Source organism: Pseudomonas batumici (assembly GCF_000820515.1).
Lineage (GTDB): Bacteria > Pseudomonadota > Gammaproteobacteria > Pseudomonadales > Pseudomonadaceae > Aquipseudomonas > Aquipseudomonas batumici.
The window spans coordinates 81,138-98,497 of the sequence record NZ_JXDG01000021.1 but is presented as its reverse complement, the minus strand read 5'-3'; the positions used below and the strand labels follow the sequence as shown (position 1 = coordinate 98,497).

General features: G+C 64.9%; 13 protein-coding genes. 4 read left to right on the top strand and 9 right to left on the bottom strand.

Annotated features, from left to right (window positions below):
• Positions 1-367: 367 nt before the first annotated feature.
• From UCMB321_RS10245 to UCMB321_RS10230, 4 genes are all read left to right on the top strand, one after another.
• Positions 368-1,420: a WD40/YVTN/BNR-like repeat-containing protein gene (locus tag UCMB321_RS10245; RefSeq protein ID WP_040066078.1), complete on the top strand. Its 1,053-nt coding sequence runs from the start codon at positions 368-370 to the stop codon at positions 1,418-1,420.
• Between the two features lie 20 nt (positions 1,421-1,440).
• Positions 1,441-3,825: an efflux RND transporter permease subunit gene (locus UCMB321_RS10240; RefSeq protein WP_040066076.1), complete on the top strand. Its 2,385-nt coding sequence runs from the start codon at positions 1,441-1,443 to the stop codon at positions 3,823-3,825.
• Between the two features lie 93 nt (positions 3,826-3,918).
• Entirely contained in the window at positions 3,919-4,194 is a 276-nt protein-coding gene (locus tag UCMB321_RS10235) for a DUF5629 family protein (protein WP_040066073.1), read from the top strand.
• A 213-nt stretch (positions 4,195-4,407) separates the two neighbouring features.
• A complete protein-coding gene (locus tag UCMB321_RS10230; RefSeq protein WP_040066071.1) occupies positions 4,408-4,587 on the top strand; it encodes a hypothetical protein in 180 nt (59 codons plus the stop codon).
• 175 nt (positions 4,588-4,762) lie between these two features.
• Here UCMB321_RS10230 and UCMB321_RS10225 read toward each other — a convergent pair whose 3' ends face one another.
• From UCMB321_RS10225 to UCMB321_RS10185, 9 genes are read right to left on the bottom strand one after another with little or no spacing between them, the layout of a single operon-like run.
• The gene (locus UCMB321_RS10225; RefSeq protein WP_040066069.1) at positions 4,763-5,371 is read right to left on the bottom strand and encodes a glutathione S-transferase; all 609 of its coding nucleotides are present in this window, start codon (positions 5,369-5,371) and stop codon (positions 4,763-4,765) included.
• Entirely contained in the window at positions 5,368-9,009 is a 3,642-nt protein-coding gene (locus UCMB321_RS10220) for an AAA family ATPase (RefSeq protein ID WP_040066066.1), read from the bottom strand. The genes UCMB321_RS10225 and UCMB321_RS10220 overlap by 4 nt, the downstream gene beginning before the upstream one ends.
• Positions 9,006-10,250 carry an exonuclease SbcCD subunit D C-terminal domain-containing protein gene (locus UCMB321_RS10215; protein ID WP_040066063.1) on the bottom strand — a complete coding sequence of 415 codons (1,245 nt, stop codon included), beginning with the start codon at positions 10,248-10,250 and terminating at the stop codon, positions 9,006-9,008. Before UCMB321_RS10215 ends, UCMB321_RS10220 begins: the two co-directional genes overlap by 4 nt.
• Positions 10,251-10,270: 20 nt before the next feature.
• Entirely contained in the window at positions 10,271-11,914 is a 1,644-nt protein-coding gene (locus UCMB321_RS10210) for a BatD family protein (RefSeq protein WP_040066061.1), read from the bottom strand.
• Positions 11,911-13,686, bottom strand: coding sequence for a tetratricopeptide repeat protein (locus tag UCMB321_RS10205; RefSeq protein ID WP_040066060.1), 1,776 nt, complete (start codon positions 13,684-13,686; stop codon positions 11,911-11,913). Before UCMB321_RS10205 ends, UCMB321_RS10210 begins: the two co-directional genes overlap by 4 nt.
• Positions 13,683-14,759 (bottom strand): vWA domain-containing protein, encoded by a 1,077-nt coding sequence (locus tag UCMB321_RS10200; RefSeq protein WP_040066058.1) that lies wholly within the window; start codon positions 14,757-14,759, stop codon positions 13,683-13,685. The genes UCMB321_RS10205 and UCMB321_RS10200 overlap by 4 nt, the downstream gene beginning before the upstream one ends.
• On the bottom strand, positions 14,752-15,246 hold the full coding sequence (locus UCMB321_RS10195; protein WP_040066055.1) for a DUF4381 domain-containing protein: 495 nt from the start codon (positions 15,244-15,246) through the stop codon (positions 14,752-14,754). Before UCMB321_RS10195 ends, UCMB321_RS10200 begins: the two co-directional genes overlap by 8 nt.
• Positions 15,243-16,187: a DUF58 domain-containing protein gene (locus UCMB321_RS10190; RefSeq protein ID WP_040066053.1), complete on the bottom strand. Its 945-nt coding sequence runs from the start codon at positions 16,185-16,187 to the stop codon at positions 15,243-15,245. The genes UCMB321_RS10195 and UCMB321_RS10190 overlap by 4 nt, the downstream gene beginning before the upstream one ends.
• An 8-nt stretch (positions 16,188-16,195) precedes the next feature.
• Positions 16,196-17,155 (bottom strand): AAA family ATPase, encoded by a 960-nt coding sequence (locus tag UCMB321_RS10185; RefSeq protein ID WP_040066051.1) that lies wholly within the window; start codon positions 17,153-17,155, stop codon positions 16,196-16,198.
• Positions 17,156-17,360 lie beyond the last annotated feature (205 nt).

Sequence of the window (17,360 nt, the reverse complement as noted above, 5' to 3'; positions counted from 1 at the left end):
CAAATCAGGCATACCGTTTGACCCAAACATCGCGCTTGCGCGATGAGGGTCAAGACGGTATCTACAGTTGACCGCATCCAGCCTGCAAGATCGGTGCTGCTCTGTAGATTCCCGCCAAAGGCCACGCTCGTGGCCTTTGTTCATCACCTCACCTGATGCCCCATCATTCATGCACCCTCCCGACGCCCCGGGTTAACAAAAGATAACGTGGCGTCGATTGTCAGACGATTCCAAAGCCCGATAGGATGACTCCAGCTTCAAAGGGGCTCTAGATTGCCGGTTCCAGACGACCGGGCAGTCATGAAAACGCCCTCGAAGGCGCCCTGAAAGGTTGGACGACCTGACAATAATAATGGGAGAAAGGTCTATGAATGAGCCTGTGAAGCCTACGGGTTCTTGCTGTCCGCCGACCTGGCGCGGCGCGGCATTGCTGGTGACGGCGCTTTCGCTGTCGGGACTGGCGGCACTACCGGCCAGCGCATACGCGGCGGCGTCCGGCACCGCCGACACGGTCTACTCCATCGAATCGTCCAAGGCCAGCAAGAGCCTGCTGCTCGACGTGGTCCATGCCGGCAACCGGCTGGTGGCCGTCGGCGATCGCGGACACATCCTCTTTTCCGACGACCAGGGCGGCCACTGGACCCAGGCCCGGGTACCGACCCGGCAGATGCTCACGGCGGTCTATTTCGTCGATGAGCGGCACGGCTGGGCCGTCGGCCACGATGCGCAGATCCTCGCCAGCGTTGACGGCGGCGCCACCTGGACCCGCCAGTTCCAGGACCTCAAGCGTGAAGCACCGTTGCTCGACGTCTGGTTCAAGGACGCCAGCAGCGGCTTTGCCGTGGGTGCCTACGGGGCCTTGCTGGAAACCCGCGACGGCGGCCAGCACTGGGAGAACGTCAGCGACCGCCTCGACAACCCCGATCAGTTCCACCTCAACGCCATCGCCGCGGTCAAGGATGCCGGGCTGTTCGTGGTCGGCGAGCAGGGCAGCATGTTCCGCTCCGCCGACTGGGGCCAGACCTGGGAACACGTCGACGGCCCTTACCAGGGCTCGCTGTTCGGCGTGATCGGCACCGCTCAATCCTCCACGCTGCTGGCCTATGGTTTGCGCGGCAATCTCTACCGCTCCACCGACTTCGGCAGCAACTGGGCGCCAGTCGAACTCAAGGCCACCCGTGGCAACCTGGAGTTCGGCCTGTCCGGCGCGACCTTGCTGGCCGACGGCTCGCTGGTGATCGTCGGCAACGGCGGCAGCGTGATCCGCAGCACCGACGATGGCGCGACCTTCAGTGTGTTCAACCGTCCCGATCGGATTTCCCTGTCGGCGGTGACGGCGGCCGGCAACGGCAACCTGATCCTCGTCGGCCAGGGCGGCGCCCACACCACCACGCCAGCGGGCGCTGAGCTGGGCCAATAACAAGAAAGGCGGGAATCTTCATGAGCAGTCATCAAAGTCATCATCCAGACAAGGCGACGTTTCTCGAGCGCCTGATCTTCAACAACCGCCCGGCGGTGATCGTCATCTGCCTGCTGGTCAGCGCCTTCCTGTTCTGGCAGGCCACGCTGATCCGCCCGTCCACCAGCTTCGAGAAAATGATTCCGCTCAAGCATCCTTTCATTGAAAAGATGATGGAGCACCGCAACGACCTCGCCAACCTGGGCAACATGGTGCGGGTTTCGGTGGAGGCCAGGGACGGCGATATCTTCACGAAGGAGTACATGGAGACCCTGCGCCAGGTCAACGACGAGGTGTTCTACATCCCCGGCGTCGACCGCTCCGGCCTCAAGTCCCTGTGGAGCCCCAGCGTGCGCTGGACCGAAGTGACGGAAGAGGGTTTTGCCGGCGGCGAGGTGATCCCGCAAAGCTACAACGGCTCGGCCGAGAGCCTCGACAAGCTGCGCAACAACGTGCTCAAGTCCGGCCAGGTCGGTCGCCTGGTGGCCAACGACTTCAAGTCGAGCATCGTCGATATCCCGTTGCTGGAGTCCTACCCGGACCCGCAGGACCAGGGCAAGTTGCTGGCGCTGGACTACCAGAAATTCTCCCACCAGCTCGAAGAGAAGATCCGCGACAAGTTCGAAGCGCAGAACCCCAATGTGAAGGTGCACATCGTCGGTTTCGCGAAGAAGGTCGGTGACCTGATCGATGGCCTGGTCATGGTGGTGCTGTTCTTCGGCGTGGCCTTCATCATCACCCTGGTGCTGTTGTACGGGTTCACCTGGTGCATCCGCAGCACCATCGCGGTGTTGAGCACGACCCTGGTGGCGGTGGTCTGGCAACTGGGGCTGATGCACGCGTTCGGCTTCGGCCTGGACCCGTATTCGATGCTGGTGCCGTTCCTGATCTTTGCCATCGGCATTTCCCATGGCGTGCAGAAGATCAACGGCATCGCTTTGCAGTCCTGCGACGCCGAGAATGCCCTGACGGCGGCCCGGCGCACTTTCCGGCAACTGTTCCTGCCGGGGATGATCGCGATCCTCGCCGACGCCGTGGGGTTCATCACCCTGCTGATCATCGACATCGGCGTGATTCGCGAACTGGCCATCGGCGCGTCCATCGGCGTGGCGGTGATCGTGTTCACCAACCTGATCCTGCTGCCGGTGGCCATCTCCTATGTGGGCATCAGCAAGAAGGCGGTCGGGCGCAGCAAGAAGGATGCGACCCGCGAGCACTCGTTCTGGCGCCTGCTGGCGAATTTCGCCAGCCCCAGGGTGGCCCCGGTGTCCATCGTGCTGGCCCTGCTGGCCCTGGGGGGCGGCCTCTGGTACGGGCAGAACCTGAAGATCGGCGACCTCGACCAGGGCGCGCCTGAGCTGCGTCCCGACTCGCGCTACAACAAGGACAACAGTTTCATCATCAACAATTACTCCACCAGTTCCGACGTGCTGGTGGTGATGGTCAAGACGCCGCCCGAAGGCTGTTCGCGCTATGCAGCCATGGCGCCCATCGACGAACTGATGTGGAAGATGCAGAACACCGAGGGCGTGCAGTCGGCGATCTCCCTGGTGACCGTGTCCAAGCAGATGATCAAGGGCATGAACGAGGGCAACCTGAAATGGGAAACCCTGTCGCGCAACCCCGATGTGCTGAACAACTCCATCGCCCGGGCCGATGGCCTGTACAACACCAATTGCTCCCTGGCGCCGGTGCTGGTGTTCCTCAACGACCACAAGGCCGCGACCCTCGACCGTGCGGTCCATGCGGTGCAGGACTTCGCCAAGGAGAACAACAAGGACGGCCTGGAGTTCCTGCTCGCCGCCGGTAACGCCGGGATCGAGGCGGCCACCAACGAGGTGATCAAGGAATCGGAACTGACCATCCTGATCCTGGTGTACATCTGCGTGGCGACCATGTGCATGATCACCTTCCGCTCCTGGGCGGCGACCTTGTGCATCATCCTGCCGCTGGTGCTGACCTCGGTGCTGGGTAATGCGCTGATGGCGTTCATGGGCATCGGTGTGAAGGTCGCGACCTTGCCGGTGGTGGCGCTGGGGGTCGGGATCGGCGTGGACTACGGGATCTACATCTACAGTCGCCTGGAAAGCTTCCTGCGTGCCGGCCTGCCGTTGCAGGAGGCCTATTACCAGACGCTGAAATCCACCGGCAAGGCGGTGCTGTTCACCGGCCTGTGCCTGGCGATCGGGGTCTGCACCTGGATCTTCTCGGCGATCAAGTTCCAGGCCGACATGGGCCTGATGCTGACCTTCATGCTGCTCTGGAACATGTTCGGCGCGCTGTGGTTGTTGCCGGCGCTGGCGCGGTTCCTGATCAAACCGGAGAGACTGGCGGGCAAGGTGGGCGGGTCGTTGTTTTCCCATTGAGGGGCGGATGGCCGGGTGATCGTGATAAACGATCACCCGGCCCCAGGGCAATATCGCCTATCATGAGCGCTTTCCCAAACACGATAGAACGCCATGACCGCTGCAACCGACACCCTGCTCAGTGCCCTTGAAACCTGCGACATGCTCGAAATCGACGGCCTGCACGCCTTCGATTTCACCCTCGACGACAGCCGTCTGCTGATCGAATGCATGGACGGTCGGGCCCAGAAGCGCTGGAGTTTCACCCGCGCCCAGATCGAGGCCGCGACCTTCGACCAGACCCTGCAAAGCTGGATCCTGAGCGACGATTCCAGCGAGCATCGGCTGGTCTGCATGAGCGCCTTCAGCGCCCGCGACGAGGAGGAATAAGGCGTTCGCGGCATCGATCGGCCGGGTCGCCCGGGGTGTTCGAGCTGCGACAATAGACCGCATCCTCTGATGAATCAGGGACTTGCGCTTCTATTAATGACGCTGATATCCGCTACTGCTCCAATGAATTTCAACGATGTCCGCCCTCGGATGTACTTTTGACTCACGGCCTGAAAGGGCAAGCAAGCCAACTGACATTCGAGGGTTACCGCCATGAACTTCAATCTTTTCTCCGTGATCGCCGCTTCCGCTGTTTCCGCTACCGTGGCCCTGCCAGCCAGCGCCAGCGTGGAAATCAGCAGCCAGAAAAGCCACGCCCAGAGCTACACCCAGAAGTACCTGCAACAGAGCGCCAACTTCTACGCCGCTCTGGATCACAAGGCCCAGCACTGAGCACTTAGGCCAGGATGCATACCTTGTGGGAGTTGGACCGCCGCGAAGAGGCCTTTGAGGCCACCAAAAGCTTCGTAGGCACGCACCGCTCCCACACCACTCCCACAAGGTATGCGTCCTGGCTCAGTCATGTTGTGCGTTTCAGATTGAATGCTTTTAAGTGAGCACGCTCACATCAGGACTTGGCCATGACCGCATTGAACAGTTCCGAAGTCAGGAACTGCTCCAGCCAAGTCTGTAGACGTTTGTACGGCGCTTGCGCAAACCACACCTGATCCACATGGGCAAATTGGCGCACGAACGGTGCGACTGCAATGTCCGCCAGGCTCAGGTGTTCGGCCAACAGATGGCCGTTACGCGCAAGCAGACCGTCCAGTTTCAAGAGGAATTGCCCGCCCTGTTCCCGATAGTGCTCCATGGGAAACTCCGGGTAGCGCACCGCGTACTTGTAGCGGTCCAGCCACCGTTTGAAAACCGTGTCGTTCTCCTCGATCAGCAGCGCCGTGGCCTCTGCCGCCGCCGGATCACTGCTGAGCAGCCAATCTTGCGGATCATGCTGGGCCAGCGCCCACTGCATGATCTCCAGGCTCTGGTCGATCACCCGCCCATCGTTGCAGACCAGTACCGGTACCGTGCCCTTGCTCGACAACGCGAGCATCTGCGCCGGCTTGTTCTTCAGACTGACTTCCTCGATCTGCACCGCCACGCCTGAATAGCGTAGCGCCATGCGTGCGCGCATGGCGTAGGGGCAGCGGCGGAACGAATACAGCGTGGCCGGTTTCATGTCACCTCCAGGCTGCTCAGCCCGTTGCCCTGACGGCGTACCTGGATCTGCACCGGTATCCGCTCGTGCATCTCCTGTACGTGGGAAATCACCGCGACCTTGCGGCCCTGGGCTTGCAGGCCGTCCAGCGCATCCATCGCCAGTTGCAGGGATTCGGGATCGAGGCTACCGAAGCCTTCGTCGATAAACAGCGATTCGATCTTCAGCGTGCTTGAGGCCATTGACGCCAGGCCCAACGCCAGGGCCAGCGAGACCAGAAAGGTTTCGCCGCCGGACAGCGAATGCACCGAACGCAGTTCGTCGCCCATCTCGGTGTCCAGCACCAACAGCCCGAGCATGCTGCCGCCGCGCTTGAGGCGATAGCGTCGTACCAGTTGGCGCAACTGCGCGTTGGCATGATGCACCAGCAGGTCGAGGTTGTAGGCCTGGGCCAACTTGCGGAAGCGGTCGCCGGTGGCTGAGCCGATCAGCGCGTCCAGGCGTGCCCAGCGCTGATATTCGCGGTTGGCGTCGGCGATCCGTTGCTGCAGTTCCTGGTTGGCGTCCTGGCGCCGCTGGTCTTCGGTCTGTTGCGCACGCAGCTCGGCACAGTGCTGTTCGCTGGCCGCCAACTGGGTCTGCAGGTCGGCCAGGGCGGCGTCCAGCGCCGGCGCGTCGAGGTTGCCATTGTGTTGGGCCTGATGGTGCCGAAGGTGTTTCTCCCGCTCCTGCAACAACACCCGGGCTTGCTCGACGGCTTTTTCGCTGCGTTGTAATGACTGGCGCAACTGGCTGAGGTGTTCATCGTCGCAGGCCAGCAGTTGCTCCAGGCCGGCGTCATCCAGTTCCGGGTGACGGGCTCGCCAGTCCGCGACCTGCTGCGCCAGTTCCAGGCTTTCCTGTTCCAGGACCTGCCGGCGCTCCTGGCGGGCCTTGAGGTCGGCGCCGAGCTGGATCAGTTGGCTGTCGAGGGCCTGCAGCTGCTGGTTGGCCGACGCATCGGCCTGCCGCGCCTGTTCCACCGCCTGATCCATCTGCTGCTGCCAGGCTTCGACGCTGGCGTGTTGGCCAATCAAGCCGACCAGTTTGTGCTGGCTGGCTTGTTGCTGCTCGAGGAGTACGGCGCAACGTTGTTTCAGTTCCGCGCATTGCTGCTCGCGGGTCTGCTGGCGGACCTGTTCCGGTTCGATCCTGTCCTGGCGCTCGCGTTGTTCCTGTTGCTCCTCGCGCTGCTGTTCCAACTGGCCGAGGCGTTGTGCTACCTGCTGATCGAGCTGCATGAAGGTCGCCGCCGGATCATTGCGCAGGCCTTGCAGGGTCTCGCTTGGCAACAGGCCGGCGAAGGTGTCCAGTTCCTGTTCCAGACGCTCTTGATCCGTGCCCATCTGGCGTTGCTGATCAAGTAACTGCTGGTGCGCGGCCTGACTGGCCTCGACGGCCGTGTGCAGTTGCTGCTGGAGCCGCGCGGCCTCCTGTTGCAGGGTGAGCAGGGCGGTTTGCCGTTGCTCGTCCTGGCCGATGTTCTGCTGCAGTTGGTTCAATTGCTGATTGAGCCAGGCCTCGCGTCGGCCGGCATCCTGCTCCAGCAGGGCGCTGTGCAGCGGATGGGCTTCCAGGCTAGGTGCCAGTTCCAGGTGCTGCTGGGCCAACTGTTCCTGTTGGGCGAGCAGTTCTTTCTGCTGGGCGATCAGCCCGCCGACCTTTTCCCGAAGCTGGTTGAGTTTCTCCGTCAGCGATTCGACGACCTGACGCGCCGCGGCTTCTTCGCTCTCGTCGTGGCGACCCAGGCTCTGCAACAGGGCCTCGGGTTGGTGGTAGGGATGCTCATGGCTGCCACACACCGGGCAGGGCTGGTCGTCCTGCAACTGCCCGCGCAGCTCTTCGACGCTGGCGCTGCGGGCCAGGCGCTGGCGTTCGAGCAACTGCCGGGTAATCGTCAGGGTCTGCTCGGCGACCTTGAGTTCGTCCCGTGCCTGCAGGCCTTCGCGGTTGAGTGCGTCGCGTTGCTGCTGGGCGCCGTGTTGTCGCTCCTGCAACTGCAGCGTGCGTTGGTCCAGCTCGCATTGGCGGCTCCACAGCCGTTGCAGTTCCTCGAACGCGCGCAGTTGCTTGCGGTTGTCCTGCAGCAGACTGCCGAGAATCTGGATCTGTTCGCCGACAGCGGCCGGTTCCGCCCCGGCTTCGCTGTACAGTATTTCGAGGGCGCCGCGTTGCTCGGTCAGTTGCTGGTCGGTTTGTGCGACCCGTGCTTGCAGCTGTGCCAGCTCGCGCTGGCCCTGGTTCAGCCGATTGCCGATCAGCATCAGCTGTTGCAAGCGATCGCGATAGGCGTGCCAGGCATCGCTCAAGGGGGCGAGGGCGGTACTGTGCTGCAACTGCTCGGCGATTCGCTCCAGGCGCGTGGCGACCTGCTGTTGCTGATCGAGCAGGCTGTTGAGCTGCAAGCGGCCTTCGGCGCTGGCCTGTTCGGCGGCCTGTTGCAGTCGCTGACTGTCGCCCAGGTCCTTGCCCAGGTGGGTCAGTGTGGCCTGTTCATCGAAGGCCTGGCGCAGCAACGGAGCGCTGGCGCTTTGCCGGGCCAGGGCCTCGTTCAAGCGGGCGTGGGCATCCGACCGGCTTTGTTCAAGCTGCTGCTGACGAGCCTGCAAGTCGGCCTGCTGGTCGATATGCTGCTGGATCTGTTCGGCCAGAGGCGCCAGTTGGTCGTTCAACTGGCGCTGACGGGCGAACTGATGCCGCTGCGGCGCCAGCTGTTCCAGGCGAGCCAGCTGCTGGCGCTCGGCATCGCGGGCCTGCCAGTCCTGTTCGGCGCCTTGCAGTTGTTCGACGGCAGCCTGGTGCTGGGCCTGCCATTGCAGCAACTCCTTGAGCCAGGTGTGTTGCAACTCCAGCTGCCTGAGTTGGGCTTGCCGGGTCTTGAGCTGCTGCTGGGCTTCGGCGAATTGCCGATCCAGTTCGACCCGTGCTTCTGCCTCCATGGGCGCGACGCCACCGGCCTGGTCCAGCAACAGCTTCTGGGCTTCGCGGGCCTGCTTGGTCTTGTCGAAGGCGCGACGACCGAGGCGGGTGTAGAGGGCGGTGTCGGTGAGCTTTTCCAGCAGTTCGCTGCGCTCGTTGTCGTCGGCCTTGAGAAAGGCGCTGAACTCGCTCTGGGCCAGCAGCACCGCGCGGGTGAACTGTTCGAAGTTCAGGCCCAGGCGGCTTTCCAGCAGGGTCTTGTATTCGCCTTTCTGGCTGGCCAGCAGTTGATCGCTGTCGAGGTCGCGCAGGCTCTGGCGGCTGGCCTGCAACTTGCCGCCGGCCTTGTCCCGGGCGCGGTTGGCCTCCCAGCGGGCGCGGTAGCGGCGGCCGTCGATGCCGACGAAATCCACTTCGGCAAAGCCGGTGCCGGTGCCACGGCGTAGCAGGGTGCGCGGGTCGCCGGTACCGATCTCGCCGTCGGCGTCTGGCACCTTGGCATCGCGCGAGGCGTTGTTCAGCCTGGGTACGGCGCCGAACAGCGCCAGGCACAAGGCATCGAGCAGGGTGCTTTTACCCGCGCCGGTGGGGCCGGTAATGGCGAACAGGCCGGCGCTGGCCAGGGGCTCGGCGGTGAAGTCGAGCTCGAAGGGGCCGGCGAGCGAAGCCAGGTTTTTCAGGCGGATGGCCAGGATCTTCATGGCTGTTCGCCCTCCAGTTGGACTTCCTGCAACAGCAGGGCGAAGTCATTGAGGGTCGGTTCGTCCACCGGGTTGCCATAGTTGTCCTGCCAGGCACGGCTGAACAGCTCCTGTGGGCTGAGCTGGTCGAGGTTGATCAGTCGGTCGTTGTCCGTCTCGTCTTCAGCCGTGCCGGCACCGGCATATTCGGCGGCGATGCGCACCAGGCGCACGGCCTTGCCTTGCAGGGCGCTTTCCACTTGCTGGCGCAGGTCCGGTTGCGGCTCATCCAGGCGCACCCGGACCTCCAGCCAGGGTTGGCGTTGCAGGTCGGCCAGCAGGTCGACGTCGGGCAGCGCCGCCAGTTGTTCGAGAATCTCGGCAAAGGGCGCCGGGCCCAGGCGTTGCAGGTTCACGGCGCGGGGGATCGGGCGGCTGTCGACGCTGACCAGGCTTTCGCCGTCCAGGACGATATCGAGGATCTGGTGTTGATAGGCGATTTCGGAAAACGACAGCGGAATCGGCGAGCCGCTGTAGCGGATGCGTTCCTCGCCGTTGACCTTCTGCGGCTTGTGCAGGTGGCCGAGAGCGACATAGCTGACGCTGGCGTCGAACAGGCTGGCGGGCAGCGCTTCGGCAGTGCCGATGATCAGGCTGCGCTCCGAGTCTTCGGACACCGAGCCGCCGGCCATGTGTGCATGGCTGATGGCGACCAGGGCCTGGCCCGGCTGGCGCTTGGCGTTGGCCGCGGCGATCAGGCGCCGATGCACTTCACCGATGCCCCGCAGGTAGTCGTCACCCAGTTGCGTGCCGGTGACTTCGGCCGGGCGCAGGAAGGGCAGGGCCAGGCACCAGGCGGCGATTTTGCCGTTCACATCGGGCAAGGGCAACAGCAGGCGTTCGCTATCCAGCTGGCCGTCGTCGAGCCACAGTACCCGGCCCAGGGCGTGGGTGCGCAGGCGGCGCATCAGCGCGGCGGGCAGTTCGATGCGCGAGCCGGAGTCGTGGTTGCCGGCGATCATCACGATGCTCAGCGTCGGCTGCTGCTCGTGGGCACTGACGATGAAGTCGTAGAGACGTTCCTGGGCTTTGACCGGCGGGTTGACGGTGTCGAAGATATCGCCGGCGATCAGCAGCCCATCGGGCTGCTGTTGGCGGAGCTGGGCCAGCAGCCAGGTGAGAAAACAGGCGTGTTCGAAATCGCGCTCCTGGCCATGAAGGTTCTGGCCCAGATGCCAGTCGGAGGTGTGAAACAGGCGCAAGGCAAACTCCAACGTGTCGATTATTTGGGGTAGAGCGGTGGCAGGCTGCTGTCGGCCACCGGCTCCTGGACCCGCTCGGCGACCGGGATCGCGCGGATCGCCCGCCACAGTTCCTCACCCTGCCAATACTGGCCGGTTTCGCTGTAGAGCGCGCCATTGAGGCCGTCCAGTGCATCGGACAGGGTGACGAAGCGCGCCGCCATGTCGGCCAGGGTTTCCGGTTGCTGCCGGGCCCAGGCGTCCAGGGCCTGGCGGGTGGCCTGGGGATCGTTGGCCAGGCAGCTGCGCTTGAGGTCGTCGAGCAGCGTGCGTGGGCTTGGGCCGGTCTGGGCGGCGCGGTGCACCGCCGGTTGCGAGCGGGCCCGCCACCACAGGCCGAAACCGATCCAGGTGGTGCAGGCGAGGATCAGCGTACTGAGCTTCCAGGCCCACAGCAGCGGCGGCGGGGGCGGCGTGTTGTTGGTGGCGCTGCTGACCGGCGTGTCCACCGCCAGGCTCGGGTTGTTCGCCACTTGCAGGGTACGCGCCGGCAGGCTGCTGTGTTCCAGGTGGTCCTCGTGGGTGTTCCACCAGAGCACGTCCACCGCGGGCAGGTCGAAGTTGCCGCTGTGGGTCGGGACCAGCACCTCGCGTTCCGCACGGGTGCCGATGAGGCCGCGCTCGCTGTTCTGGTTGCTCAGTTGCGCTTGGTCCGGGTAGCGCCGCAGGCCATTGACGGTGCTGGTCGGCAGCGGCGGCAGTTGCGCGCTGGAGAGCCCTTCGGCCTTGACGGTCAGGCTGCGGGTCAGGGAGTCGCCGACCTGGCTGTGATCCGGTTCCGGGTTCCAGCTTTCGCCGAGGCTCAGGCTGCGGGCCGGTAGCCAGGGCGCGTCGACCGGCCAGGTAGCGGGCTGGGGCTTGACCTGCAGCAGCTGCGGCGTGGAGCTGAGGCGCATCAACTTGCCGGGCTTGGCGCCCTGGGGCACCTGGCCCTGGGTCGGCTGGGCGTCCACCAGGGTGGCGCTGAACACCAGCGCGGGGATCATCAGTTCGCCGCTGTGCTGCGGGTAGATCGCATAACGCCATTCGATGACGCCATGGCGTACGCCATTGATCAGTTTTTCGTAGGTGCGCGACTCGCCCAGTTGCTCGATGCGGGCGTCGGGGAGCTGCAAGGGCGTGAGGCTGCTGTCGTCATACAGCGACACCGAGTGATAGATGCGCAGGGTCAGCACCGCCTGGGCCTGGACGTAGACGTTGTCCTGGTCGAGGTTGGTCTCGATGAACACCGGCGCCAGGTCATTCGCCGCGGCCTGGTCCTGGCCTTGCACCACCTGCAGGGTGATCGACTCGCTGCTGAGTTCGCCCAGGTGCAGTTCCGGAATCACCACGCTGCCGTTTTCCTTCGGGGTCAGGGTGATGATCCAGCGCGTGGTGGCCTGGTTCTCGCCGCCGAGGCTGGTCAACTGGTTGACCTGGCGGGTGCCGCGCACTTCGAACTGTGCCTCCAGCGGGGTCAGGTCGGGTTTGCCGAACTGGGTGACATCCTTCGACTCGAGGGTCAGCTCCACCGACTCGCCGGAGTTCAGGCGCGTGCGGTCGACGCTGGCCAGCAAGCCCTCGGCATGGGCCGACAGGTTGACGCAGAGCAGCAGCGTGAGAAGCAGGGAGAAACGCAGGGTCATCGGGTCTTGTCCTGATGGAGCTGTTGTTCGTACCAGAATTTGCGCCGCAACAATTCTCCCGGATCGTCGGGGATCTGTCGCAGCCATTGTTCCAGCGCCTGGTGGCGTTCACCGTCGATGACATCGGCGGCGGCCCGCAGGGGCGGGTGGGTGGTCTGTTCGTCGCCCAGTTCGCTGCCCGGTACGTCATTGCCGCCCGGTTGATTGCCCGCCTGCGCGGCCTGGGTCGTGGGCGGTTGATTGCCGGTGGGTGGAGACTGTTCCGGGGGAGCGGGCTCGGTCGTTGCGGTGCTGGACGCGTTCGTGCCGGCCTGGGGCGCTTGCGTGGCACCTTGTTCGCTGCCGGTTTGTGGCTTTTCGGTCTGGGTGGTGTCGCTCGCCTTGTTCGGTTCGACCGGCGGCTTGGCCTGTTTTTCCCGCAGCAGCTCTTCCACCAGTGTCCGGTTCTGCAAGGCCGGTCGCAAGTCCGGCTGACGCTCCAGGGCCTGTTCGTAGGCGTCCAGTGCCGCCTCCAGCTCGCCGCTGCGGGCCAGGGCGTTGCCACGGTTGTAATGGGCGTTGGCGTCGTCGCCCTCGGCGAATTTCTTCGCCGCGGCGCTGTAGTTGCCCGCTTCATAGAGGGCCAGGCCCTGCCATTGCGGGTCGTCGAAATGCTGGGCGGCTTCGAGCGGGCGCTTTTGCTCCAGCAATTGCTGGCCCTGCTGGTCCGGACGCAGCCACAGATCGGTCAGTTCAAAAGCCTGGCTCGGTGGCGGAAACAGAAAAAACAGCGGCAGGCAGAACAGCCAGCCACGGCGCCCGGCACAGGCCGCGAGCAGCAGGAGCGGCAGCAGCAGCCAGTAACCCTGGTCGGCCCAGCTATCGAGCTGCACGGTCTGGCCGTCCTTGCGCAATTGCCGGGGGCTGTCCAGCAGGCCGAGGCCGCGCAGGTCGCTGTCGTCCAGGCGGCCCTGGCGGTAGCGGCCGCCCATCTCGCCGGCGAAGTCCTTCAGGCTCTGGCTGTCGAGACGCGGCACCAGGATCGCACCCTGGGCGTCCTTGAGAAAGCCGCCGTGCTCCTGGGGCACCGGTGCGCCATCGCGGGTGCCGATCCCCAGGATCAGCAGGCTGTGGGGCTTGCCGTCCAGGGCCTGGCGGATGCCTTGGCGTTCCTGTTCGCTGAGGGACGAGCCGATCAGCAGCAAGCGGCCCTGGCCCAGGGCGCCGCGGTCGAGCAGGGTCAGGGCCCTTTTCACCGCCAGGTCGGCGCGATGGCCTTCCTCGGGCATGATCGAGGGCTTGATGGCGTCCAGCAGGTTGCGACTGGTGCCCAGGTCATCGGACAGCGGCACCAGCGTGTGGGCGCTGCCGGCGTAGACGATGATCGCCGTCTGGGCATCGCTGCGGGCGCGCAACAGGTCGAACAGCTTGCGCCGGGCCTGCTCCAGGCGGTTCGGCGGGCTATCGGTGGCGAGCATGTCCGGCGTCAGTTCGAGCAGCACCACCAACGGGTCCGAAGGCTTCTGCGAGGACTGTTCGACTCGTTGCCAGCTCGGCCCGAGCAGGGCCAGCACGGCCAGGCTCCAGGCCAGGCCGAGGGCGATCCAGGGCAGCTTGCTGTGGTTGCCGTTGCCGCCGCTGAGCAGGATCCGCTGGAAGGCCGTCGGCAGGATCATCTGCCAGCGGCCGGTGCGTTTCTGTCGGTGCCAGAGTTGCCACAGCAGCCAGCCCAGCAGCGGCATGACCAGCAGCCAGGTGGGGCGGAACCAGTACGGCCAGAGGATTTCGATCATCGCCGTCTCCGCAAGCGCAGGCGTTCCAGGCGCTGGCGCCATTCCGGGCGCTGCGGCAGGAACTGCCGGCGTGCCAGCCAGCGTTGCAACGGGTTCTCCGGCCAGCGCCCGCGGATCACCAGCAGCACGCTCATCAGCAGGGCCAGGCTCAGTGGCCAGTGATACAGCGCCCGGGCGGGGCGGGCCTGGGTCGGCTGTTGCGCCACAGGCTCAAGCTGGTCGAGGGTTTCCTTGATGGCTTGCAGCTCCTGGCCGTCGCGGGCACGGAAATAGCGACCGCCAGTGATGCTGGAGATTTCCTTCAGCGCCGGTTCGTCGAGGTCCATGCTCGGGTTCAGGCCGAGCATGCTCAGGGTTCCTGTTTGTTGCGGATCGGCACCCATGCCGATGGTGTAGATCTTCACGCTTTCTTCGGCGGCCAGGCGCGCGGCGGTGATCGGATCGATTTCGCCGGCGTTGTTGGCGCCGTCGGTGACCAGGATCAGCACCCGGCTTTGCGCCGGACGCTCACGCAGGCGCTTGATGGCCAGGCCGATGGCGTCGCCGATGGCGGTGTTCTTGCCGGCGATGCCGATTTTCGCTTCATCCAGCCAGATGCGCACGGTGCGCCGGTCGAAGGTCAGCGGTGCCTGTACATAGGCTTTGCTGCCGAACAGGATCAGGCCCACCCGATCGCCCTCGCGATGTTCGAGAAAATCGCCCAGCAGGTGCTGGACCAGGCCCAGGCGACTGATGTCCTCGTCCTGCCAGCGCATGTCGGGGTATTCCATGGAGCCGGACAGGTCCACCGCCACCAGCAGGTCGCGACCGCTGGCGGCCACCGGCAAGGGTTCGCCCAGCCATTGCGGACGCGCGGCGGCGGACAACAGCAGCAGCCAGAGCAGGATGAAGGGCAACTGTTGGCGCCAGCTCGGCATGCTGACCCGGGCTCGGCGCCGGGCCAGGCTCTCCAGATCGCCGAGAAAGCTGACCTTCAGTGCCGCTTCGCCGCTGTCGGCCACCGGCAACAGGACGCGCATCAGCCAGGGCAGCGGCAGCAGGGCAAAGAGCCAGGGCCAGGCGAACTCAAACATGTTTGCGAATCCAGGTGTCGATCGCCTGGCTCAACCCGGCGATGGCCTTGTCGTCGAGCTTGCATTCGGGCTTGTAGGCGCCTTCCACCAGCACCATCCAGCGGGTCAGGCCGGCGGCCGGACAGCGGTTGTCGAGGAAGGCCAGCCATTGGCGGCCATTGAGGGTGTGGCTCTGGCTGTAGGGGTAATGGTTGCGGCACAGGCGCTTGAGCAGGCCGTTGAGTTGCTGCAGCCAGGCCCCGGCCGGTGCGCCGTCATAGGGTTTGGGCAACTGCGCGAGTTCCGCCAGGGCGGCCAGGCGGACCGGGTCCAGGGGTTGTTCGGCACGGGCAACCGGGCGCTTGGCCGGCAGGAAACGACGCAGGTACCACAACCCGCAAGCCAGCAGCGGAATCAGCACCAGCAGCAGCCACCAGCCGGGTGCCGGCGGCCAGAAGCCCTGGGCCGGCGGGGTGATCAGCGGTTGCAGTTGGTCCAGGCTGCTCATGGCTGTTTCCCTGGCCGCTGGGGATTGAGGTAGGCGCGCAACTGCTCGACCATCTCGCTCTGGGTGCTCAAGGGCATCAGCAGCACCCGCAGTTTCTGCGCCAGCAGCTCCCAGCGGGCAATCCGCGCGTCGCCCCGGGCGCGGTAGGCCTGGCGCAGCTCCAGGTTGAGGGTGTCGAGTTCCAGTTGCGCGTCGCGTTCGGCGAAGCGCAGCAGGCCGGCGGCGGGGAGGGCATGGTCGAGGGGATCGGACACCGGCAGCATCAGCAGGTCGCAATGGCGCGAGAGCAGGCTGAGCTGTTGTTCGGCGGCATCGGTCAGGGCCCGTTCGTCACAGATCACGATCACCAGGCTGCCGGGGCGCAGCACCTTGCGCGCGCGGATCAGCGCCAGGCCCAGGGCATTGGGTTCGGCGGCGGCTTCGGTGTGCAGCGAGTGGTTGACCCGCACCAGGCGGTTGAGCAGTTGCAACAGGCTTTGCTTGCTGCGCCGGGGTTTGATTTCGTAGTGCTCGTTGTCGCCATAGACCAGTCCGCCGACCCGGTCGTTGTGGCCCAGGGCGGCCCAGCCGATCAGGCTCGCGGCCTGGGCGGCGAGCACCGACTTGAAGGTCAGCCCGGAGCCGAAGAACAACTGGCGGCTCTGTTCCACCAGGATGAAGATCGGTCGTTCGCGTTCTTCGTGGAACAGCTTGGTGTGGGGTTCCTGGGTCCGCGCGGTGACGCGCCAGTCGATGCTGCGCACATCGTCGCCGGCCTGGTAGACCCGCACCTGGTCGAAGTCCACCCCGCGCCCGCGCAGTTTCGAGTGATGCAGGCCGATCAGCGGGCTGCGCTGGCTCGGCGTCGAGAACAGCTGCACCTCGCGCACGCGATGGCGCATCTCGATCAGTTCGGCGAGGGTAGTGCGGATGCCGGGTTCGGCGGGCAGGGGCGCGATCATTGTCCGGGTCAGGCGACGGCGACGACATCGAGGATGCGTTGCACCACCCGATCCTGGTCGATCCCGGCGGCTTCGGCCTCGAACGACAGGATGATGCGGTGGCGCAGCACGTCGAACAGCACGGCCTGGATATCCTCGGGGCTGACGAAGTCGCGACCGGCCATCCAGGCATGGGCGCGGGCACAACGATCCAGGGCGATGGAGCCGCGAGGGCTGGCGCCGTAGGCGATCCACTCGGCCATCTCCGGGTCGAACTTGGCCGGCGTGCGGGTCGCCATTACCAGTTGCACCAGGTACTCCTCCACCGCATCGGCCATGTACAGCCCGAGGATTTCCTTGCGGGCGGCGAAGATCGCCTGCTGGCTGACCCGGCGCTCGGGCTTGGCTTCCCCGTGCAGGGCTTCGCCCCGGGCCTGCTGCAGGATGCGTCGTTCGACCGTGGCATCGGGAAAACCGATCTTGACGTGCATCAGGAAACGGTCGAGCTGGGCTTCGGGCAACGGGTAGGTGCCTTCCTGCTCGATGGGGTTCTGGGTCGCCATCACCAGGAACAACGGCGACAGGTCATAGGTGCTGCGCCCGACACTGACCTGGCGCTCGGCCATGGCTTCGAGCAGGGCCGACTGGACCTTGGCCGGGGCGCGGTTGATTTCGTCCGCCAGCACCAGGTTGTGGAAGATCGGCCCTTGCTGGAACACGAAGCTGCCGGTTTCCGGGCGATAGATCTCGGTGCCGGTGATATCGGCGGGCAGCAGGTCGGGGGTGAACTGGATGCGATGGAACTGTGCTTCGATACCTTCGGCCAACTCCTTGATGGCCTTGGTCTTGGCCAGGCCCGGGGCGCCTTCGACCAGCATGTGACCGTCGGCCAGCAGTGCGATCAACAGGCGTTCGACCAGCTTTTCCTGGCCGAGGATCTGCGCTGAGAGAAAGGTTCGCAGCGCCAGCAGCGCTTCACGATGTTCCATCGATGAGTGGTTCCTGGAGAGGGTGGCCGACGGCATTCGAATTAATGTCACGGCTGGGGGCGTTACTTTAATGCATCGGGAGCGGCCGCGACTAACAGGGTTGGGGATTTTTGTGATTTTTAAGGAAAATTCACACGCTGTTGTCAATAAAGAACCGCGAGAAAAGTGATAGGTCGCAGGACCGCTGCGATGAGTCGGCTGAACA